This is a genomic window from Caulobacter sp. GW822-FHT01G02 (assembly GCF_058802865.1).
In genome coordinates this window covers 94668-116101 of record NZ_JBXAON010000006.1, presented here as the reverse complement: position 1 = coordinate 116101, position 21434 = coordinate 94668, and the positions used below count along the sequence as shown (strand labels likewise).

19 protein-coding genes are annotated in these 21434 nt (G+C 68.5%); 8 read left to right on the top strand and 11 right to left on the bottom strand.

The genetic code is table 11. The annotated features are described in order from the left end of the window. The first annotated feature begins 45 nt into the window (after positions 1-45). A complete protein-coding gene (locus AC1RNC_RS18170) occupies positions 46-531 on the top strand; it encodes a hypothetical protein (RefSeq protein WP_492887728.1) in 486 nt (161 codons plus the stop codon). Here AC1RNC_RS18170 and AC1RNC_RS18165 read toward each other — a convergent pair. From AC1RNC_RS18165 to AC1RNC_RS18145, 5 genes are all read right to left on the bottom strand, one after another. Then, the gene (locus AC1RNC_RS18165) at positions 528-1025 is read right to left on the bottom strand and encodes a low molecular weight protein-tyrosine-phosphatase (RefSeq protein ID WP_492837935.1); all 498 of its coding nucleotides are present in this window, start codon (positions 1023-1025) and stop codon (positions 528-530) included. The two genes, AC1RNC_RS18170 and AC1RNC_RS18165, sit on opposite strands and share 4 nt — an antisense overlap. Next, a complete protein-coding gene (locus AC1RNC_RS18160) occupies positions 1010-4594 on the bottom strand; it encodes a hydantoinase B/oxoprolinase family protein (RefSeq protein ID WP_492887727.1) in 3585 nt (1194 codons plus the stop codon). The genes AC1RNC_RS18165 and AC1RNC_RS18160 overlap by 16 nt, the downstream gene beginning before the upstream one ends. A gap of 130 nt (positions 4595-4724) precedes the next feature. After that, positions 4725-5300, bottom strand: a complete 576-nt coding sequence (locus tag AC1RNC_RS18155; protein WP_492887726.1) for a TMEM165/GDT1 family protein — start codon at positions 5298-5300, stop codon at positions 4725-4727. Positions 5301-5540: 240 nt separating this feature from the next. After that, a complete protein-coding gene (locus AC1RNC_RS18150; protein ID WP_492887725.1) occupies positions 5541-6293 on the bottom strand; it encodes a DUF2793 domain-containing protein in 753 nt (250 codons plus the stop codon). A gap of 94 nt (positions 6294-6387) precedes the next feature. Continuing rightward, positions 6388-7395, bottom strand: a complete 1008-nt coding sequence (locus tag AC1RNC_RS18145) for an NAD(P)H-dependent flavin oxidoreductase (RefSeq protein WP_492837931.1) — start codon at positions 7393-7395, stop codon at positions 6388-6390. Positions 7396-7650: 255 nt separating this feature from the next. On the opposite strand from AC1RNC_RS18145, the gene AC1RNC_RS18140 reads away from it, so the two are divergent. The 3 genes from AC1RNC_RS18140 to AC1RNC_RS18130 are packed head-to-tail and all read left to right on the top strand — an operon-like array spanning position 7651 to position 11816. After that, entirely contained in the window at positions 7651-9042 is a 1392-nt protein-coding gene (locus AC1RNC_RS18140) for a methylmalonyl-CoA mutase family protein (RefSeq protein WP_492887950.1), read from the top strand. 3 nt (positions 9043-9045) lie between these two features. Further along, positions 9046-11196, top strand: coding sequence for a methylmalonyl-CoA mutase (scpA, locus tag AC1RNC_RS18135; protein WP_492887724.1), 2151 nt, complete (start codon positions 9046-9048; stop codon positions 11194-11196). A gap of 44 nt (positions 11197-11240) precedes the next feature. Beyond that, positions 11241-11816, top strand: coding sequence for a Uma2 family endonuclease (locus AC1RNC_RS18130; protein WP_492887723.1), 576 nt, complete (start codon positions 11241-11243; stop codon positions 11814-11816). Here AC1RNC_RS18130 and AC1RNC_RS18125 read toward each other — a convergent pair. Continuing rightward, positions 11813-12274: a DUF4112 domain-containing protein gene (locus AC1RNC_RS18125; protein ID WP_492887722.1), complete on the bottom strand. Its 462-nt coding sequence runs from the start codon at positions 12272-12274 to the stop codon at positions 11813-11815. The two genes, AC1RNC_RS18130 and AC1RNC_RS18125, sit on opposite strands and share 4 nt — an antisense overlap. Before the next feature lie 43 nt (positions 12275-12317). Next, complete coding sequence (locus AC1RNC_RS18120; RefSeq protein WP_492838075.1) at positions 12318-12782, bottom strand: DUF4112 domain-containing protein; 465 nt, start codon at positions 12780-12782, stop codon at positions 12318-12320. A 182-nt stretch (positions 12783-12964) separates the two neighbouring features. Between AC1RNC_RS18120 and AC1RNC_RS18115 the strand changes: the two genes are divergently transcribed. Both AC1RNC_RS18115 and meaB read left to right on the top strand, forming a co-directional pair. Beyond that, positions 12965-13282 (top strand): heavy metal-binding domain-containing protein, encoded by a 318-nt coding sequence (locus AC1RNC_RS18115; protein ID WP_492103672.1) that lies wholly within the window; start codon positions 12965-12967, stop codon positions 13280-13282. 9 nt (positions 13283-13291) lie between these two features. Next, complete coding sequence (meaB, locus tag AC1RNC_RS18110) at positions 13292-14272, top strand: methylmalonyl Co-A mutase-associated GTPase MeaB (RefSeq protein WP_492887721.1); 981 nt, start codon at positions 13292-13294, stop codon at positions 14270-14272. Here the strand turns inward: meaB and phaH are convergent. From phaH to AC1RNC_RS18090, 4 genes are all read right to left on the bottom strand, one after another. Beyond that, positions 14269-14976: a phasin PhaH gene (gene phaH / locus AC1RNC_RS18105; protein WP_492887720.1), complete on the bottom strand. Its 708-nt coding sequence runs from the start codon at positions 14974-14976 to the stop codon at positions 14269-14271. The genes meaB and phaH overlap by 4 nt on opposite strands. A 91-nt stretch (positions 14977-15067) precedes the next feature. Continuing rightward, positions 15068-16351, bottom strand: coding sequence for a chromate efflux transporter (chrA, locus tag AC1RNC_RS18100; RefSeq protein ID WP_492887719.1), 1284 nt, complete (start codon positions 16349-16351; stop codon positions 15068-15070). Next, positions 16348-17169, bottom strand: coding sequence for a 23S rRNA (adenine(2030)-N(6))-methyltransferase RlmJ (gene rlmJ / locus AC1RNC_RS18095; protein WP_492887718.1), 822 nt, complete (start codon positions 17167-17169; stop codon positions 16348-16350). The genes chrA and rlmJ overlap by 4 nt, the downstream gene beginning before the upstream one ends. A 10-nt stretch (positions 17170-17179) precedes the next feature. Continuing rightward, positions 17180-18163, bottom strand: coding sequence for a helix-turn-helix transcriptional regulator (locus AC1RNC_RS18090; protein WP_492837923.1), 984 nt, complete (start codon positions 18161-18163; stop codon positions 17180-17182). Between the two features lie 84 nt (positions 18164-18247). Here AC1RNC_RS18090 and AC1RNC_RS18085 point away from each other — a divergent pair, with 84 nt between their 5' ends. Then, positions 18248-18598: a hypothetical protein gene (locus AC1RNC_RS18085; RefSeq protein WP_492837922.1), complete on the top strand. Its 351-nt coding sequence runs from the start codon at positions 18248-18250 to the stop codon at positions 18596-18598. 353 nt (positions 18599-18951) lie between these two features. Further along, positions 18952-21420 carry a TonB-dependent receptor plug domain-containing protein gene (locus AC1RNC_RS18080; protein ID WP_492887717.1) on the top strand — a complete coding sequence of 823 codons (2469 nt, stop codon included), beginning with the start codon at positions 18952-18954 and terminating at the stop codon, positions 21418-21420. The last annotated feature ends 14 nt before the right edge of the window (positions 21421-21434 follow it).

Below are 21434 nucleotides of genomic sequence, written 5' to 3'. Positions count from 1 at the left end.
GCCACGGCGGGTGTCGGCCCCCTGCTTGGCGAGGAGATTTCCGGCGTGCGGCCCGACCCTTTCTCAGAGACCCACCTGAACCATTGCGGCCCTGTCGGCCTGGCCGACGGCGAGCGGATCCTGCTCTGGATGCTGCGACAGTGGGTCACCGCCCGCGTGCTGGGCGAAGAGCCAGGCCAGCGCCTATCAAAAAAGGCCGGCGCCCTGGTCTCGCCCCGCGTGGCGACCGCCTTCATCCTGATGATGAGCGCCATCGAAGGCCAGGTCCGCCGTCCGCTCTGCGTCTCCGCGCCCTGCTGCGAGGGCTATGCGGACGACGAACAGCGCCTGATCACCGCCTGCGGCGTCTGCCCCGCCTCGCCCGAGATCGCCGGCCGCCTGATCGAGGACCTGGTGATCACGCCCGAGAGCGTGACGGTGATGGCGCGGTTCCTGAACACGGCCCTGGCCAATGACGGCATGGCGCTGCCGATGCGGTTCGATGAGCCTGAGGTGGTGGTTTCGCACGCGCGGCGGCCGACGCTGCACTAGGCCCGAGACCAGCCCTCATCCACCAACCGCCGCGCCAGCGCTTGGGCCGCCTGCACGACGTCACTCCAAGTCACGTCGAACCCGGCGTCGTCGCCGTAGTAAGGATCGGCCACGGCCCGCCCCCGATGCCCCTCGACCAGATCCAGCAACAGCCCGACCTCGGCGGTCGCATCGGACGGCGCGACCTGCAGCAGGCCGCGCAGGTTGTCGTGGTCCAGGGCGTAGATGTGGGTGAAGGTCCGGAAGTCGTCAGGCTTCACCTGACGCGCCTTCAGGCCGCCAATGTCGACGCCGTTACGCCGCGCCACCGCGATGGCGCGCGGGTCCGGCGGATCGCCCCTGTGCCAGCCGCCGGTGCCCGCGCTGTCGACCATGACCTCCAGCCCCAGCCGATCGGCTTCCGCCCGGAACGCGCCCTCGGCCAGGGGCGAGCGACAGATGTTGCCCATGCAGACGAACAGCACGCTGGCCTTGGCCATCAGGCTTCTCCCCAACCGCCGCCGCCCGGCGTCTCGATGACGATCGCGTCGCCCGCGCCGACCTCCACGAGATCGGTGGCGGCCATAGGCTGGACCGTTCCGTTGGCGCGCTCGACCCACGCCTTGCCGACCTGGCCCGCGCCCCCGCCCCGCAGGCCGAACGGCGGCACGCGGCGGCGATTGGACAGCAAGGTCGCGGTCATCGGCTCGCGGAAGCCGATCCTGCGCACGACGCCGTCGCCGCCGCGATGCGCGCCCGCCCCGCCCGAACCGCGCCGGATCGAGAACGTCTCGACCAGCACGGGATAGCGGGTCTCCAGCACCTCGGGATCGGTCAGGCGGCTGTTGGTCATGTGGCTCTGGACCGCGTCGGTCCCGGCGAAGTCCGGCCCCGCGCCCGAGCCGCCGCAGATGGTCTCGTAGTACTGGCGCCGCTCGTCGCCGAAGGTGAAGTTGTTCATCGTCCCCTGGGCCCCGGCCATCACGCCCAGCGCGCCATAGAGGGCGTCGACCACCACCTGGCTGGTCTCGACATTGCCGGCCACCACGGCGGCCGGATAGCGCGGCCGCAGCATCGAGCCCTCGGGAATGACAAGCTCGACCGGCCGCAGGCAGCCGTCGTTCATCGGGATCTCGTCGTCGACCAGAGTGCGGAAGACGTACAGCGCCGCCGCCCGGCAGATCGAGGCCGGGGCGTTGAAGTTGGTCGGGACCTGGTCGCTGGTGCCGGTGAAGTCCACGCGGGCGGTGCGGGCCTGGCGGTCGACCGTAATGGCCACGCGGACCACCGCCCCGTCGTCCAGTTCGTAGGCGAACGATCCGCCTTCCATCTTCGCCAGCACGCGACGGACGGCCTCTTCGGCATTGTCCTGGACGTGGGCCATATAGGCTTCGACGACGTCCTGGCCGAATTCGGCGACCATCGAGGTCAGGGCCTCGGCGCCGCGCGCGCAGGCGGCGATCTGAGCCTTGAGGTCACCGATGTTCTGGTCGGGGTTGCGCGCCGGCCACTTGCCCGAGGCCAGCAGGGCGCGGGTCTCGGCTTCCAGGAACCGGCCGCCCTCGACCAGCAGGAAGTTCTCGATCAGGACGCCCTCTTCCTCGACCGTCTTGCTGGTCGGCGGCATCGAGCCCGGCGTGATGCCGCCGATGTCGCCCTGGTGCCCGCGCGCGGCGACGTAGAACAGCAGGGCGCCCGCCGCGTCGAACACCGGCATGACCACCGTGACGTCCGGCAGGTGGGTGCCGCCCTTGTAGGGGGCATTGAGCATGTAGGCGTCGCCCGGCTTCATGCCGCGGCCGTCGCCCTCGCGCGCCTCACGGATGGCCCGCACGCTGTTGCCCATCGAGCCCAGGTGCACCGGCATATGCGGCGCGTTGGCGATCAGGTCGCCGTCGCGGCTGAACAGCGCGCAGGAGAAGTCCAGCCGCTCCTTGATATTGACCGAGTAGGCGGTGTTCTGGAGGGCGAAACCCATCTCCTCGGCCACGGCCATGAAGAGGTTGTTGAACACCTCCAGCATGACCGGGTCGGCTTCGGTCCCGATGGCCTTGCGGGCCGGCAGGGCGACGACGCGGTCGAGGATCAGGTTCAGACGGGAGTCCACGGTCGCGCGCCAGCCGGGCTCGACGACCGTCGTGCCGGTGGCTTCGCGAATGATGGCCGGGCCGAGGATCTCGACGCCGACGGCCAGGGCCTCGCGGTCGAAGACCGGCGTCGTATGGCTCGCGCCCGCCATCCGGGTTTCGACCGTCGCCAGCGGCGTGGGTTCGCCCTTGGACGCGCCGGTCTCGAAATCCGGTTGCGCCCCGGCGTCCGAATGACCGATCGACTCGACCGACAGCGTCTCGACCACCAGCGGCGTCGTCGGCGAGGTGAAGCCGAAGCGGCGTTGATGCAGCGCCTCGAAGTCCTCACGAACAGACGCCGCTTCGCCGAAGGATGTGACCAGCGGCGTGTCGGTCCCTGCGTACTTCACCCGCAGGCTGGCGACGGTCTCGACCGAGGCCATCGGCACGTCCTGGGCGCGCAAGGCCGCTTCCGCTTCCGCGGCCAGCACCTTCGCGCGATCGGCCAGGTCGCCCGCCTGGTCCAGCGGCCGCTCGACCGTCTCCTCGCGGATCAGGCGCAGGTCGGCCAGGCCCATGCCATAGGCGCTCAACACCCCCGCGAACGGATGGATCATCACCTTGGTCATGCCCAGGGCGTCGGCCACCAGGCAGGCGTGCTGACCGCCCGCGCCACCGAAACAGGCCAGGACATAGCGGGTGACGTCGTAGCCGCGCTGGATCGAGATCTGCCGCACGGCCTTGGCCATGTTCTCGACGGCGATGGTGACGAAGCCTTCGGCCACGTCCTGCGGGGTCATGGCCTTGCCGGTCGCGGCTTCGATCTGGGCCGACACCGCCCTGAAGCCGGCCGCCACCGCATCGGCGTCCAGCGGCTGGTCGGCGTTGGGGCCGAACACCTGGGGGAAGAACTCCGGCCGCAGCTTGCCCAGCATGACGTTGCAGTCGGTGACCGTCAGCGGGCCGCCCCGACGATAGGCCGCCGGTCCAGGGACCGCGCCGGCCGAGGCCGGCCCCACCCGCAGCCGCGCGCCGTCGAAGCTGCAGATCGAGCCCCCGCCGGCCGCCACGGTATGGATGTTCATCATCGGAGCGCGCATCCGCACGCCGGCCACAACGGTCTCGAAGGCCCGCTCGTACTGGCCGGCATAGTGGCAGACGTCGGTCGAGGTGCCGCCCATGTCGAAGCCTATGACACGATCAAAGCCGGCCTCGCCCGCCGTCCGCGCCATGCCGACCACACCGCCGGCCGGGCCGGACAGGATGGCGTCCTTGCCCCGGAAGGCCCGCGCATCGGTCAGGCCGCCGTTCGACTGCATGAACAGCAGCCGGGTGTCACGACCCAGCGCATCGGCCACCTGGTCCACATAGCGTCGCAGGATCGGCGACAGATAGGCGTCGACCACGGTGGTGTCGCCGCGCCCGACCAGTTTCATCAGCGGGCTGACCTCGTGACTGACCGACACCTGGGTGAAGCCGATCTCGCGCGCGATCGCGGCGACCCGCGCCTCGTGGTCGGTGAAGCGGAAGCCGTGCAGCAGCACGATGGCGATGGCGCGGAAGCCTTCGTCGAAGGCCGCTTGCAGGCTCGCCCGCGCCGCGCCCTCGTCCAGCGGCCGCAGCGTCTGACCCTCGACGCTCATCCGCTCGTCGACCTCGACCACGCGGTCGTAGAGGGCTTCCGGCTTGACGATGTGGCGCTCAAATAGCTTGGGCCGCGCCTGGTATCCGATGCGCAGGGCGTCGGCGTGACCCGCCGTGATCGCCAGGACCGTCGGCTCGCCCTTGCGCTCGAGCAGGGCGTTGGTGGCGACAGTGGTGCCCATCTTCACCGCGTCGACGCCCGCGCCTTCCGGCAGCAGCGCCCGCACGCCCGCCACGGCGGCGTCGGCATAGTGCTCGGGATTTTCCGACAACAGCTTGTGGGTCACCAGCGAGCCGTCCGGCCGCCGCGCGACGATGTCGGTGAAGGTGCCGCCGCGGTCGATCCAGAATTCCCAGCCGCGAGCGGTCATCCACATCCCCAAAATCCGATCTTCCCGGCGAAAGCCGGGACCCAGGTTCAGCCTGAGCATCCGCCAATCCTGGCGACGCGGAGCCTTACGATCTGGGCCCCGGCCTTCGCCGGGGAAGTCGGTTTAGGGGTTATTTGAGCACGCCCGTCAACTCCGCCACCTGCCAGAGACCCAACAACAGGAAGATCAGCGCCGCGCCCATCCGCACGTACTTCAGCGGCACGATCTTGGTCGCCGCCTCGCCCAGATAGACGGCCGGGACGTTGGCCAGCATCATGCCCAGGGTGGTGCCGGCGGCGACCCAGAAGATCGAGTGGAACTTGGCGCCCAGGGCGACGGTGGCGATCTGTGTCTTGTCGCCCATCTCGACCAGAAAGAAGGCGATGGCCGTGGTCACGAACACGCCGTAGCGGCCAGCGCTCGCCCCCTCCTCGTCATCGGCCTTGTCGGGGATCAGGGCCCACGCGGCCATGGCGATGAACGAGATGGCGATGGCCCACTTGAACCAGGCGCCGCTCAGGAAGTCCGACACCCAGTAGCCGGCGGTAGCGGCCAGGGCGTGGTTGGCCAGGGTGGCGACCAGGATGCCAAGAATGATCGGAACAGGCTTCTTGAACCGCGTGGCCAGGATGATGGCCAGCAACTGGGTCTTGTCGCCGATTTCGGCGATGGCCACGACCAGGGTCGAGACGAGCAGGGCTTCCACTGAAATTGTCCTCCGGGCCGGGCGCATGCCAATAGCGTCGACGTCCACCCGGCCCGGATGAAAATCGGCGCCATTGGTCTCGCCAAGGAAGCTCCAGTCGCTTCCCTTCCCCGCGCCATGCTCCCGAAGCAGCAAGTGTGTTGACGGCGGGGCCCGCTGATAGATGCGGGCGGCTACTCCCCAAAGGTGAGGCGCGTTTAGCCGCTCCGCCCCCCGCCGTCAACGCGCCAGGTCAACGTATCAGGCGACCGCGGCGGGCGCGTCGAACCTCAGAACGTGGATGGCGACCCGCACCTTGCCCGTGACGAAGCTGCCGCCGACCGCGCTGATCAGGACCGGGGTGTCGGCGTAGTAGGCGGTCGGCCCCACCACGCCGATGTTGCTGGAATTCTTAGCCACGCCCAGCGAGCCGCCGAACTTGCTCGCATCGCCCGAGACGCCGCAGTTGTACGAGGCCGCCCCGGTCACCGCGACCGTGGTGCGGGTCGATACAGCCAGCACGATGGCGCGGTTGGGGATGGCGATGCCCGTCGCGGTCGAAGCGCCCGACAAGGTCACTTCCTGCTCCAGGATCTCCAGGCGGGTGTTGGCGAGGTTAGGCGTCTGGGCGGCGGTCGTGCCGCGGAACGTCGCCGACAGCTGCGTCCAGGCCGCGCCGTCGAAGGCGACCATCTGGTTCTCGTCCTTGACCCAGGCCAGTACGCCCTCGGCGGGCGCGAGGGGTTCCCAGGCGCCGGCCTCGAAGCGCATCAGAACGCCGGAGGGCTGGCTCGCCCAGGCCGCGCCCGTCGCGCTGGCCGGCAGGATCCAGACGCCGCCAGCGACCGGACTGGCTGGCTGGGCCGAAACCGATCGGCTCTCGACGGCCAACTGCACAAGGCCATCCAGCCGGGCCAGGCTCTCATTGATCGGGATGTGTTTCTGAGCCTGGGCGGCCACCACATAGGGCAGGCCCAGGCGAGGCGTGACGTCGTCGAAAACAGGATCGGGCATGAGGCGGCTCCGAGAGCGATTTGAAGTCGCTTCCAGCATCACCTAGTCGCGAAGGCCGGGGACGGAAGCGGCTCCGTCCCCGGCCTTCGCCCGCCTATTCGGCGGCGAAAGCCAAGTGAATTCCGGACGTCAGCGCCGTCTTGGCCGCCAGTTCGGCCTTGGCCTGCTCGTACTCTTCGGCGAAGCGCGCGATGAGTTCGGCGGCCGGCAGCACCTTGTCGATCGCGCCGATGCCCTGGCCCGAGCCCCAGATGTCGCGCCAGGCCTTGGCTTCCTGGTTGCCGCCCGAGCCGAAGCTCATCTTGGACGGATCGCTGACCGGCAGGTTGTCGGGATCCAGGCCCGCGGCGACGATCGACGCCCGCAGGTAGTTGCCATGCACGCCGGTGAACAGGTTCGAATAGACGATGCCGTCGGCGCGGCCCTCGACGATGCCCTGCTTGTAGCCCTCGATGGCGTTGGCCTCTTCGGTCGCGATGAAGGCCGAGCCGATATAGGCCAGGTCCGCGCCCATGGCCTGAGCAGCCAGGATCGAGCGACCGCAGGCGATGGAGCCCGACAGCGCCACCGGCCCGTCGAACCACTGGCGGATTTCCTGGATCAGGGCGAAGGGCGACAGCGTGCCGGCATGGCCGCCCGCGCCGGCCGCGACCGGGATCAGACCGTCGGCGCCCTTTTCGATGGCCTTGCGGGCGAAGCGATCGGTGATGACGTCGTGCAGAGTGATACCGCCGTACGAGTGGATCGCCGCGTTGAGATCCTCCCGCGCGCCCAGCGAGGTGATGACCACCGGGACCTTGTGCTTCACGCACAGCTCGATGTCCTCCTCGAGCCGGTTGTTGGTCTTGTGAACGATCTGGTTCACCGCAAACGGCGCGCTGGGCGCTTCAGGATGGGCCTTGTCGTGGGCGGCCAGCTCCTCGGTGATGCGGTGCAGCCACTCGTCCAGCTGCGAGATCGGACGGGCGTTCAGCGACGGGAACGAGCCCACGATGCCGGCCTTGCACTGGGCGATCACCAGGTCCGGATTGCTGATGATGAACAGCGGCGAGGCGATGACCGGCAGGCGCAGACGGTCACGCAGGATAGGCGGCAAGGCCATGAAAGGCTCCCCTTTGGAGTTCGGCTTGAGACGCCGAATATGTGATCACCGATCAGATTAAACGCGCGTTTGGCTCGGATGCAAGGCGAAGAGAAGACTTGGCGCATGGCTTGACGGCCCTAAGGGCAGGAGCGCATCACCGTTCAAAAGACAAGAAATGCTGCACCGCAGGAGACAGACGCTTTGACCGTCGCGACGACGCCCCTGGCCGAGGAATTTGGCGCCCAAGGCGACGCGGCGACCCGCGCTCGCTGGATGGCCCTGGTCGAAAAGACCTTGAAAGGTCAGAGTTTCGACGACGCCCTGACCGTCAACACGCCCGACGGCCTGACGATCCAGCCGCTGTACACCGCCGAGGACGGCGTCGCCGTGGCCCGCGACCTGCGCGCGCGTGATCCCGAGCGCCCCTGGGACCTGCGCACCCGCGCCGCTCACCCCGACCCGGCCCGCGTGGCCAAGGACATCATGGTCGACCTTGAGGGCGGCGCGGCCTCGGTGCTGCTGCGGCTTGATCCCGCGGGCGTGGACGGCGTCGCCGTCGGCTCGGCGGACGACCTGGCCAGGGCGCTGTCGGGCGTGCTGCTGGACCTGGCCCCCGTCGCCCTGGACGCCGGCTTCCTGGGCCCGAAAGCGGCCGACTGGCTGGGCGCTCTGGCCAAGGCGGCGCCCAACGCGCCGCTGGCCTTTCACCTGGATCCCCTGACCGCCTTCGCGGTCGCCGGCGTCAGCCCCGGCCCGATCGAGAGCCACGTCTTCAACGCCGCCACGGTCGCCTCGCGCCTGGCCGGGACCTACGCCAAGGCCAGCCTGTTCCTGGCCACCGGCCGCGCCGCGCATGAGGCTGGCGGCTCGAACACCGAGGAACTGGCCGTGATGATCGCCGCGGCCCTGGCCTACGCCAAGGCCCTGGTGCGCTCGGGTCTGACCCTGGAGGACGCCTTCGGTCGCATCGTGCTGGGCGTCAGCCTCGACGGGGAATATTTCACCGGCGTCGCCAAGGTCCGCGCCGCCAAGGCGATGTGGGCGCGACTAACCCAGGCCTGCGGCGTCAGCGTCCCGCCAAGGATCGAGGCCCGCTCCTCGCGCCGGATGCTGGCCAAGGCCGACGCCTGGACCAACCTGCTGCGCCTGACCTCGGCCGGTTTCGCGGGAGCCGTCGGCGGGGCCGACGCGATCCTGCTGGACGCCTTCACCGACGCCATCGGCCTGCCCACCGCCTTCGCCCGCCGCCAGGCCCGCAACACCCAGCTGGTGCTGATGGAAGAGAGCAATCTGGGCCGCGTCGCCGATCCGGCCGGGGGAGCGTGGTACCTGGACAGCCTGACCGACCAGTTGGCCCGCGCCGCCTGGGAATACTTCCAGGCCATCGAAGGCGCCGGCGGAGTCATCAAGGCGCTGGAAAGCGGCCTCGTCGCCGAAGCGGTGGCCAAGACCCGGGCGGCGCAGGAAGCCGCCTTCGCCGATAAGTCCCGCAAGATCCTGGGCGTCACGGTCTTCCCCAACGCCGACGACAAGGTCCCGGAGGTCGAGACGCCCGATCCGGCCGCCTTCGCCGTCGCCGGCCCCGACGTCCTCCTGCCCGGCCCAGACAGCCACTGCCCGGCCCTGAAGCCGGTGCGCTTCGCCGCCGCGTTCGAGGGAGCGTAAGTCATGAGCAAGTTCCCGGACTTCACCACGATCGACTTCGCCGAGGTCGCTTCGGCGCCCCCTCCGGAAGGCGCGGCCTGGAACACGCCCGAGGGCGTCGCGGTCGCCCCGGCGTTCGACGCCGACGACGTGGCGGGCCTCGACTTCCTGGGCGGCTATCCGGGCGTCGCGCCCTATGTGCGCGGCCCCTACCCGACCATGTACGTGACCAACCCCTGGACGGTGCGACAGTACGCGGGCTTCTCGACCGCCGAGGACAGCAACGCCTTCTACCGCCGCAATCTGGCGGCCGGTCAGATGGGCCTGTCGGTGGCTTTCGACCTGGCCACCCACCGCGGCTATGACAGCGACCACGAGCGGGTGAAGGGCGATGTCGGCATGGCCGGGGTGGCCATCGACTCGATCCTGGACATGCGCACGCTGTTTTCCGGCATCCCGCTCGACAAGATGAGCGTGTCGATGACCATGAACGGCGCGGTGCTGCCGATCCTGGCGCTCTACATCGTCGCGGCCGAGGAGCAGGGCGTCACGCCCGACAAGCTGTCGGGGACGATCCAGAACGACATCCTCAAAGAGTTCATGGTGCGGAACACCTACATCTATCCGCCCGCGCCCTCGATGCGGATCATCTCGGACATCTTCGCCTACACCTCGGCGAACATGCCCAAGTTCAACTCGATCTCGATCAGCGGCTATCACATGCAGGAAGCCGGCGCGACGGCCGACCTGGAACTGGCCTACACCCTGGCCGACGGCGTCGAATACGCCCGGGCCGGCGTCGCCGCGGGCATGAGCATCGACACCTTCGCGCCGCGCCTGTCGTTCTTCTGGGCGATCGGCATGAACTACTTCATGGAGGTCGCGAAGATGCGGGCCGCGCGCCTGCTCTGGGCCCGCCTGATGAAGCGCGAGTTCGAGCCGAAGGACGACCGCTCGCTCAGCTTGCGCACCCACAGCCAGACCTCCGGCTGGTCGCTGGCGGCGCAGGACGTGTTCAACAACGTCTCGCGCACCTGCGTCGAGGCCATGGCCGCCGTGAACGGCCAGACCCAGAGCCTGCACACCAACGCCCTGGACGAGGCCCTGGCCCTGCCGACCGACTTCTCGGCCCGCATCGCCCGCAACACCCAGCTCTTTTTGCAGATGGAAAGCGGCACGACCCGCGTCGCCGACCCGTGGGGCGGCAGCTACTACGTCGAACGCCTGACCTACGAACTGGCTCAGAAGGCGCTGGCCCATATCGAGGAAGTCGAGGCCGCCGGCGGCATGGCCAAGGCCATCGAGCAAGGCATCCCCAAGCTGCGCATCGAGGAGGCCGCCGCCAAGACCCAGGCCCGCATCGACGCCAATCGCCAGAGCGTGGTCGGCGTCAACCGCTACAAGCCCGAGGTCGCCGACGACATCCCGATGCTGAAGGTCGACAACGGCTCGGTTCGCGCCCAGCAGCTGGAGAAGCTGGCCCGCCTGAAGGCCGAGCGCGATCCGGCCGAGACCGAACGGGCCCTGAAGGCGCTGGAGGACGGCGCGCGCGGGACCGGCAACCTGCTGGCGCTGGCCGTCGACGCGGCCCGCGCCAAGGCCACGGTCGGCGAGATCAGCCTGGCGATGGAGAAGGTGTTCGGCCGCCATCGCGCCGAGATCAAGTCGATCCAGGGGGTCTATATGAAGGAGGCCGGAAACGATCCGACGACGGCCCGCGCCAAGGCCATGGTCGAGGCCTTCGAGCAGGCCGATGGTCGCCGCCCGCGCATTCTGATCGCCAAGATGGGCCAGGACGGCCACGACCGGGGTCAGAAGGTCATCGCCACGGCCTTCGCCGATCTCGGCTTCGACGTCGACATCGGCCCGCTGTTCCAGACGCCCGCCGAGGCCGCCCGCCAGGCGGTGGAGAACGACGTCCATGTCGTGGGCGCCAGCTCCCTCGCCGCCGGCCACCTGACCCTGGCGCCGGAGCTGAAGGCGGAGTTGGCAAAGCAGGGCCGCGACGACATCCTGATGGTCGTGGGCGGCGTCATCCCGCCTCAGGACTTCCAGGCCCTCCGCGACGCGGGAGCGGCGGCGATCTTCCCGCCCGGCACCGTCATCGCCGAGGCGGCGATCGAGCTGCTGGACAAGTTGAACCGCCAGCTGGGCTACACGCAGGCGGCGGCTTAGCGAAGTGCTGTGCGGGTAGTCGCCCGCATGGTACGCTAGCTCTCATGAACGCCCTCGTCCGAGCGTTGGAGACCTCGCAACAGCACCGCTTCACGCTGGACGATGTGCTGCGCATGCAGGAGGCCGGCATCCTCGATGAGAGCGCTCGCGTCGAGTTGATCGATGGAGCTCTGGTCGAGATGGCTTTTGAAGGTGACCTGCATTCACGTGTAAAAATGCAGATCGCCAGGCGCTTCATTCTGTCGGCCGGAGAGGCCGTGCAGGTGATGGTGGAATCAACGCTGCGGCTTTCGCCAACCAATGCACCGGATCCCGACCTCTATCTCTACGACGCTGATCTTCCGCTACGGGCCGTGGATGGAACGAATGTCGGCCTCGTCATCGAGGTTGCTCAGTCGTCGATCCGAAGCGATCTCGCGTTCAAGGCCGAGCTCTATGCTGAACACGGTGTGCGGGACTATTGGGTCGTGGACGTAAACACCGACACGATCACCATCCATCGCGATCCGATCGACGGCGCCTATCGTGACGTCGCGCGTCATGTCGCCGAGGATACGGTGACCTCCCTGGTCCTGCCCAGCGTCTCTCTGCGCCTGGCCGACCTGCCGCCTATCCGCTAGCCCTTCTTGCGGCCGAACAGCCCGCGCCGCTTCTGCGAGCGCTCGAAGGCGATCTCCTCGGGCAGGCCGTGGCGGCCCTCGATGTCTTTCTGGAGCGCCTTGGCGGCCATCAGGTGGCCGGGGAACAGGGTGTCGATCGCCCAGCCCAGACCCGGCACGGTGTCCGAGACGTTGTCGATCGCCAGATAGGCGCCCATGCGTAGCAAGGTCCCCGCCGATGCGCCGCCCTGGATGGCGTGGAACATCAACAGGCCGCCCGCGCCCAGGCCGTAGACCAGGCCCGCGCCCGGCACCCAGGCCAACACGCCGTCCAGGCCCAGGCCGATGGGGCCGATGCCGATCAGCCGGTCGGAGATGCGCTTGATGCTCTCCGCCGATCGCCAGGCGCGATGGGCCTTGGCGCGGCGGCCCGCATGGCTGTCCGCATAGGCGGACGAGACGGAGATGTCGTCGGTCATGCTTCCCTGAACGCTCCGTCCCGCCAATGGTTGTGTTGAGTTTCTAACCCAGGAAAACGACCCGGCGCTTTTCCTTGCCCGCCTGGATGCGGGCCAGCAGGTCCCGGTACTCCTGAGTGCCCTGCACGTCCTTGCGCGAGCCCTCGAAATAGATCGTGTCGTCCATATGTTTGGTCAGCATGTCGGCCGACCACTTGTGGCCGGTGAACAGCACGTCGATCGCCTTGCCCGCCACGGGGATCGAGCCGGCGACCGTGTCGATCAGGATGATGGCGCAGATCTGGATGACGATCATCGGCGCGGCGCGAGCCCGCACGGCGTCGAAGACGATCAGGCCGCCGGCGCCCAGGCTGTACAGCTCGCCCGCCCCCGGGATCCAGGTCAGCAGGCCGTCCAGGCCGATCCCCAGGGGGCCGACGCCCACGACGTTGTCGGACAGCTTCCTCACCCGCTCCACGTTGTTGCGGATGTTGTGCAGTTCGACATGCGATTTCGCGAAGATCACCAGGCGGCTCCGGACGCGGTAAACGCGGGCAATCTGCCCGAAGCCCGGCCGCACAGGAAGGGCTGACCCGCCAGATTCCCCCACCGGGCGAACGGCGTGATGGAAAGCACCGCTTTTCGGGGGAGCCCCTCGCGAACGGCGGCGTTTGCGCCTAAGTTAACCCTACGATGCGCCAGGATTCCCGGATGCTGATCACGACCACGCCGTTCATCGAGGGCCACCCTGTCCAGGAGTACAAGGGCGCGATCTACGCCCAGTCGATCCTGGGCGCGAACGTCGTGCTCGACCTGATGGCGGCCATCCGCGACTTCATCGGCGGCCACTCCAAGTCGTACGAACGCGTGCTCGCCCGCGCCCGCGAGGACGCCATGAAGGCCCTCGTCAAGGAAGCCGAAAAGGTGGGCGCCAACGCCATCCTGGCGGTGGACCTCGACTACAATACCGTCGGCCCCAACGCCCAGATGATGATGGTTTCGGTTTCCGGGACGGCCGTCGTCCTCTAATCCGGGGACGTGACCTCCAAGCTCGACATCGACACGCTGGAACAGCGCCTGGTCGCCGGTGACCGCGCCACCCTGGCGCGCGCCATCACACTGGTGGAGAGCCGCCGGACCGACCACCAGACCGCCGCGCGCGCCCTGCTCTCGCGCCTGATGCCCCTGACCGGCCGCGCCCAGCGGATCGGCGTCACGGGCGTGCCGGGCGCGGGCAAGTCGACGACCATCGAGCGCTTCGGCTGCGACCTCGTCGAGGCCGGACATAAGGTGGCGGTGCTGGCGGTCGATCCGTCGTCCGGGCGCCATGGCGGCTCGATCCTCGGCGACAAGACCCGGATGGAACGGCTCAGCGTCCAGCCCAACGCCTATATCCGCCCCTCACCGTCCGGCGGCGCCCTGGGCGGCGTGGCGCGCAAGACCCGCGAAGCCATGCTGCTGTGCGAGGCGGCCGGCTTCGATATCGTCATTGTCGAGACCGTCGGCGTCGGACAATCCGAGACGGTGGTGGCCGACATGGTCGACATCTTCCTGGCCGTGCTGATCCCCGGCGGCGGCGACGAACTGCAGGGCATCAAGAAGGGCCTGATCGAGTTGGCCGACCTGCTGCTGATCAACAAGGCCGACGCCGATCCGGAACGGGCCGAGCGCTCGGCGCGCGACTATCGCAACGCCCTGCACATTCTTACGCCCGCCCACCAGGACTGGACGCCACCCGTGCTGACGGCCTCCGGCCTGACGGGCCTGGGGCTCGACGTGCTCTGGCGGCAGATCCAGCGTCATCGCGATATCATGACCGCGAACGGCGCGCGGGCCGCTCGCCGGGCCGACCAGGACGCCCGCTGGATGTGGGCCATGGTCCGCGACCGGCTGGAAGACGCCTTCAAGACCGACCCGGCCGTCGCGGCCCTGGCCCCCGAACTCGAGACAGCCGTACGCGCCGGCGAGGTTCCGGCCTCGGCGGCGGCGGACCGGCTGCTGGCCGCGTTCGGGCTCTAGGCGTCCGTCGAGAAGCGCTTGGCCTGGGCGATCCAGGCCTCGCGCTCGGCGCGGCCCTTCAGGTTCAGCAGTTGGTCGTACGAGGCCAGTTCGTCCGGCGTCCAGGCCGCGATCTGGCTGAACTTGGTCACCCCCAAGTCGGCCAGGGAGGCCGCCAGCTTGGGCCCTACCCCGACAAGCTTGGTCAGGTCGTCGAGAGGGGCCACGATGGCGTCGGGCGCCGCCTCCACGGCTTCGGCGACGGCGTCCGCGGCTTCGGCCACGAGCGGTTCGACCGCCGCGACCGGCTCAGATACCGCCTCGGCGGTGTCCTCGTTGGCGGCGACCGTGGCCTCGACGATCGGCTCGACGGCAGCCTCGACGATTTCCTGTGTGGCGTCGAGAGCGGTTTCGACGGTCTCGGCCACCAGGGCGACGGCCTCGATGACGGGTTCGGCGATGGCTTCCAGCACCGGTTCAGGCGGCGCGTCAGGCGCGGCCTCAAGCGGCAGGGCGACGGGCTCGGGCGCCAGGGCCATCAGCGACTCGAGATTGACCGCCTCGCGCCAGCGATTGGCCCACCACCAATAGGTGGCGCCGGCCGCGGCCGCGCCTCCGAACATCAGCCAGAGCGGCGAGGCCGCGCCGACCATCAGGCGAGGCGCTGTCTCGGGCGCGGCCTTGTCGGCCGTGTAGTCGGGAAGGAAATTGAAGATCGAAACCATGGCGCGCTCCGCTGGGCTGGCAATCACGATCTATTGCAATGCAGCATAACACGGAAAATTCGTTCGCAAGCGCAAAAATGCTAACCTTAGGTCAACTTGCTCCAACCATCTTCAAGAGCACGCCCGCCGCGATCATGACCGCGATCATGGCCAGCATCGGCAGGCGCGTGGCGAAGGTCAGCGCCAGGGCCAGGACGGTCAGACCCAGGGCCGCGACGTTCAGGCTCCCAAGATCAGGCAGCATCACGCTGAGCAGGCCCGCGACCTCCATGGTCTGGCCGCCACGGAACAGCAGGTGGATGGCGAACCACAGGGCCAGCTGGCCGATCACGCCGACGGCGGCGGCCGAGATCATGGCGAGCGCGCGGGCGGGCCTGGGCCGCCGACCCCAGCGCTCGAACAGGGGCCCGCCGGCGAAGATCCAAAGGAACGACGGCGCGAAGGTGGTCCAGGCGGCCATCAGTCCACCCAGCACGGCCAGGACCCAGGCCCACTCGACCGGCGCGGTCTGGAAGGCGCCGACGAAGCCGACGAATACGAAGACCAGGATCAGCGGTCCCGGCGTGGTCTCGGCCAGGCCCAGGCCGTCCAGCATCTGCGGCGCCGACAGCCAGCCCAGCGCAGAGGCCGTCTGACCAATATACGCCAAGGCCGCATAGGCGCCGCCGAAGCTGATCGCCGCCAGGCCGCCAAAGGTCAGCCCCATCCAGGCCAGCACGGAGCCCGGCGCGATCAACCAAGCCAGGGCGATTGGGGCCAGCCATAGCGCCAGGCATGCCAGCGCCGTCCTCGCCTGGCCCTTCGGCGGCGCGGCGGGCGGCGGAACCGCCCCCTCCCCGCCCTTGGCCGTCAGCCAGCCCAGGGCGCCGGCGCAGATGATCACCAGCGGGAACGGCAGGGTCGTAAAGGCCATCATCGCGAAGGCCGCGACGGCGACGGCGGCGACGGCGCGGTCCTTGATCGTGCGCCGGCCGATCTTCAGCAGGGCCTGCAGAACGAGGGCGACCACCGCCGCCTTCAGGCCCAGCAGCACCGGCCCGGCCCAGTCCGAGCGGCCATGGACGACATAGAGCGCCGAAAGACCCAGCATGACCGCCAGTCCGGGCAGCACGAACAGCAGGCCCGCCGCCACGCCGCCGCGAACGCCGTGAATCCGCCAGCCCAGCCAGGTGGCCAGTTGCTGGGCCTCGGGGCCGGGCAGCAGCATGCAGAAGCTCAAGGCGCGCGCGAACTCGTCGTCGTCGATCCAGTCGCGGGTTTCGACGACTTCCCGATGCAGCAGAGCGATCTGGCCGGCGGGACCGCCGAAGCCCAGCAGCCCGACCTTCAGCCAGACACGGACGGCCTCGGCGAAGCTGGGTTGGCTACGCGTCACGTCCGCCAGACGCGCGAACGGCCGCCGGCCTCGCCCAGCCGCACGGCGATCCAGTCGCCGGCCTCGCCGGCCGCGCCCTCGACACTGACTGGCGCGCCGACCATCACCATCGCGCAGCCGTTCATCTTCATGGGATCCGTCAGCGGCCGTAGGCGGAGTTCCGCCACTAGCAGGTCGTTGGTGACAGTTTCCATCCCGCGCAGGAAGGCGTCAAAGGTCTCCAAATCCTTGATCGGCAGCCAGATGGCCAGGGCCACGTCGGGGGCGCGAGCCAGGACGTCGCGCGTCGTCGCCACGATCCGCTGGTAGTCGTCCGGCCGCTCGAACGGCGGATCGATGACCACGAAGGCGCGCCCGCCCCTGCCGGTCTGGTTCACGGCGGCGGCGTAGCCATCGGCCTCCAGGACCTGGGCGTTGGCATAGGGCGCCAAGCTCTCGCGCAGTAGCGCCACGTCGTCGGGCCGCAGCTCGCAGCCGACATAGCGGTCGGCCTTGCGCAGGGCGCGGGCCATCAGCAGCGGCGAGCCGGGATAGAGATCGCCATCGCGTCCGCCGTTCATGTGCGCGACCGCCTTCAGCAGGGAGCCGAACACCGCCGGGGCGTCGCTCGCCGCCTTCAGCCGGAAGATCCCCGCCTGCGCCTCGCCCGAGCGGCGCGCCATCTCGCCGCCGAGGTCGTAGCCCCCCGCCCCGGCGTGGGTGTCGATCACCGTCAGCGCCTCGCTCTCCCCCTGCAGGGCCGAGAGCATGGCCAGCAGGATCGCGTGCTTGTGCAGGTCGGCGAAGTTGCCGGCGTGGAAGGCGTGGCGGTAGTTCATGGCCCCGTCCCTACCACGCCCCGTGGGCGCGACCAGCCTCGCGAAGCTCTTCGAGCATCTTATCCTTCAGCACCTGCGGCGCGACGATCTCCACGGTGTCGCCCCAGGTAAAGAGGTGCCAGGCCAGCTCGCGCATGCCGCCGGCGCGGAAGGTGACCGTCACCGAGCCGTCCGCCTCCTGGCTCACCTTCTGCGTTGGGTGAAAGCGCCAGCGCAGGGCGTCCTCGGCCCCCTTTGGCGTGATGCGCAGGACCACGTCCTGGATCTCGTCGTGATAGATGCCGAAGCTCTCGTCGGCGAAGGCCTGCAGGGAGAAGCCCTCGGGCGGCGGGGCGGGCTTGTCCAGCGCCTTCAGGTCGCTCATCCGGTCCAGACGCCACGAGCGCGGCTTGCCGCCCTTGCCCTCAAGCGCCACCAAGTAGTTGCTGCGGCCGAACAGGACACCCAGCGGCGTCACCTCCCGGGTCCGCCCCGGCGTGCTGCCGCCCTCGTAGCGGAACGACAGGGCCGACAGACCCTTGATCGCCGTGCGGATGGTCGCCAGCACCGACCCTTCCTCGAAAGGACGCGGGCCGGCGTGGACCGCGATCATCTCGGCCTGGACAAGGGCCTCGACATCGGGGGCCACCCGCCGGCGGGCCGAGCCGCGCAGGGCCGACAGCAGCTTGGCCTCCAAGGCGTAGAGCGAGGCCGCGCGGCTGTCGGCGCCCGAGGCGCGCAATGAGTCCGCCGCCGTGCGCAGGGCCGCCAACTCCTCGGCGGTCGGAGTCTGGAACAGGCTGTCCAGGCCCGAGGGGATGCGAAAGCGCTTGGTCGGCGGATCGTCGATCGCCTCCATCTGCGGGAAGGCGGCCCAGACGGCGTCGCGCATCCGCTCGGCGGTTCGGCGCCCGACATCCAGCGCCTGGGCCATCTCATCCAGGGTCAGGCCTTCGGCCGAGCCCGCCAACATGCGGGCCAAGTCCAGCAGGCGCGTCGCTTTTTCGTGTCTCATGCGTTCCTCGAACAGACGCACAGCTTACGACCGTTTCTGTCGCAACGCCCGCACATTCTGCGGATGTCGAGACTGGAGAAGCTAATGTCGCGCTTTACTTGCTCCCCTTGGACCGTCGCGCCCGTGAACCAGGCCATGATCTCGGCCGTGCTCGACTTCGCCGACATCCATCGCGACCTGGGCGGCGGCCGCACCCTGCGCCGGATCAGCCATGAGCGCGCGGCGCGGGCCGACATCTTCCTGCTGCTGGGCCGCGACGCCGAGCGGGTCACTGACATCGGCCTGGTGTGGAACGATCGCGAGGATCAGATCGTCCGCATTACCGACGACGCGGAGCTGCGCGATTCTCGGATGTCCGCCTGGGAAGAGGCTTTCGACCTGTTCGAGACCGAAGAGACCGACGAAATGGCCGAGCCGATGCGCCTCGTCGCCTGAACCAGACCGCGCCGTCCGCCCCCTCCACCGCCTCCGCGTGCGGAAAAGCGGCGCCTATCTGCTCAAAATCCGTGATCCGCCGCCGCGCAAAACGGCGCCCACAGGGCGCCGGCCTTCGTGTTGCCGATTTATTTCGGCGCGCCATTGCCGAAATCGTCAACTTGGATCCCCATGAATAGATCGGATAGTACCCGATATATTTTTAGTACCCGCGTCAAAAATCATAAAAACGGGGAGAAAAACGTCGTGGAGAAGGGATTCATCACGCGTCCATAAAGACAAAGAGGGGGCTATTAATGACTCGGCGTTTCAAACCTGCCTTGTTGGCGGGTATTTCTGCGCTATCGGTTACTTTGGGATACTCTTTAACGGCATATGCCGCTGACGCCGCCGACAAGGCGCCGGACCAGACTGAAGTCGACACCATCATCGTCACCGGCACGCGCCAGACGGGCCTGCGCGTCATCGACAGTCCCGCCCCCGTCCAGGTGGTCGACACCAGCACGCTGGAGCGCACCGGCGCGGTCGACCTGCGCCTTGGCCTCGCCAATCTGGTTCCGTCGTTCAACGCCCAGGCGTTCGGCGGCGACACCGCCAACCTGACCCTCTCGGCCCGTCTGCGTGGCCTTTCGCCTAACCAGGCCCTGGTGCTGGTCAACGGCAAGCGCCGCCACACCACCGGCAACCTCGCCGTTCTGTCGGGCGTCTATCAAGGCGCCGCCGCGGCGGACCTGGGCTTCATCCCAATGGCCGGCATCGGCCGCATCGAGGTGCTGACGGATGGCGCCGCCGCCCAGTACGGCACCGACGCCATCGCCGGCGTCGTCAACATCATCCTGAAGAAGAACCCGTCGGGCGGCTCGATCTCGGCCACGGGCGGCGAATACTTCGACGGCGGCGGCAAGACTGCCGGCGGCTCGATCAATATCGGCATGGCGCCGACCGAAAACAGCTATCTGAACCTGACGGTCGAGAGCAAATACCACGGCTTCTCCAACCGCGGCCTGCCCGATCAGCGCGCCTTCAACCCGGCCAGCCCCAGCTATTCGGCCGCCAACAACGCCGTCGAAAGCAAGATCCCGGGCTATCCGAACCTGAACCTGATCTCGGGCGACGCCGAGTACCGCCTGAACAACCTGGTCTTCAACGCCGGCGTCGAACTGCCGGCCGACTTCGAGGTCTATTCGTTCGGCACCTTGGGCCACAAGGACGCCTCGGCCTACGAGAACTATCGCCGCTACAACCGCATCCAGGGCAAGATGGGCGCGGCCGACCGGCCCTTCCCGCTGGGCTTCAGCCCACGCGAGCGCATCATCGAAGACGACTACGCCATGACTCTGGGCGTCTCGGGCAAACTGGTGGGCTGGGATCTCGACGTCTCGTCGACCTACGGCAAGGACGACATCGAGGTTCGCGTCGAGGACTCGGCCAACGCCAGCCTCTATGCCGACACCTCGACCCTGACGACCAAGGGCTTCACCCCGACCTCGTTCCACGCCGGCAGCTGGCGCACCACCCAGTGGACCAACAATATCGACCTGCGCCGCGGCTTCGACGTCGGCTTCTCGGCCCCACTGGACGTCGCCGTCGGCTACGAGCAGCGCCGCGACACCTACCGCATCGGCCAAGGCGACGCCGCCTCGACCTACAAGGAAGGCTCGCAGTCCTATCCGGGCTTCCAGAGCACCGACGCCGGCGGCCACGCCCGCACCAGTTGGGCGCTGTACGGCGACGTCGCCGCCACGCCGGTTCCGGAGTGGAAGATTGACGCGGCCGTCCGCTACGAGAAGTTCAGCGACTTCGGCGACACCACCGTCGTCAAGCTGACCAGCCGCTATGACTTCAACGAAATGTTCGCCCTGCGCGGCACGGCCTCGACCGGTTTCCGCGCCCCGACCCTGGCGGAATCCTACTACTCGGCCACCAACGTCTCGCCGACCAGCGCCTTTGTGCAACTGGCGCCGAACTCGGCGGCCGCGCGCCTGCTGGGTATCGACGCGCTGAAGCCCGAGAAGTCGAAGAACTACAGCCTCGGCATCGTGGCCCATCCGATCCCGAAGATGACGGCGACGATCGACGCCTACCAGATCAACCTGAAGAACCGCATCTTCGGTTCCAGCTCGGTCTACGGCCTGCGCAACGGCGTCGTGGTCAACGCCAACGTCAACGCCGCGATCGCCGCCAACGGCAACGTGCTGGACAGCACGGTGGCCAGCACCGGCATCAACATCTTCTCGAACGGTCTGGACACCCGCACCCGGGGCCTGGACTTCGTGGTCGCCTATCCGACCGACCTGGGCGGCATGGGCCGCATCGACTGGACGCTGTCGGGCAACTTCAACAAGACCAAGATCACCAAGGTCAAGGCCGCGCCGACCGCCCTGGCGACCCCCAGCACCGCCTTCCCGTCGGGTCAGGTCCTGTTCGCCGGCAACGCCGCCTCGCTGCTCGAAAAGGCCGCGCCGAAGTACAAGATCGGCCTCAACGGCCTCTACACCTTCGGCAAGCTGTCGCTGTCGCTGACCGAGACCTTCTATGGCAAGGCCTCGGCCCTGTCCGACCCGGGCACCGGTCCGCTGCTGAACACCGTGGCCAGCAGCGCGGCGATCACCGACGCCGAGCTCTCGTACAAGTTCCCGGTCGGCGTCACCGCCGCGATCGGGGCCAACAACCTGTTCAACAAGTATCCGGACAAGCTCACGGCCGCGTTCCAGACCGCCTGCGTCGCCTCGGGCGGCGGCTGCGTGACCCAGTACCCCGGCTTCTCGCCGTACGGCATCAACGGCGGCTACTACTACGGCCGACTGACCTACGCCTTCTAAGGCTGGGGCTGAGA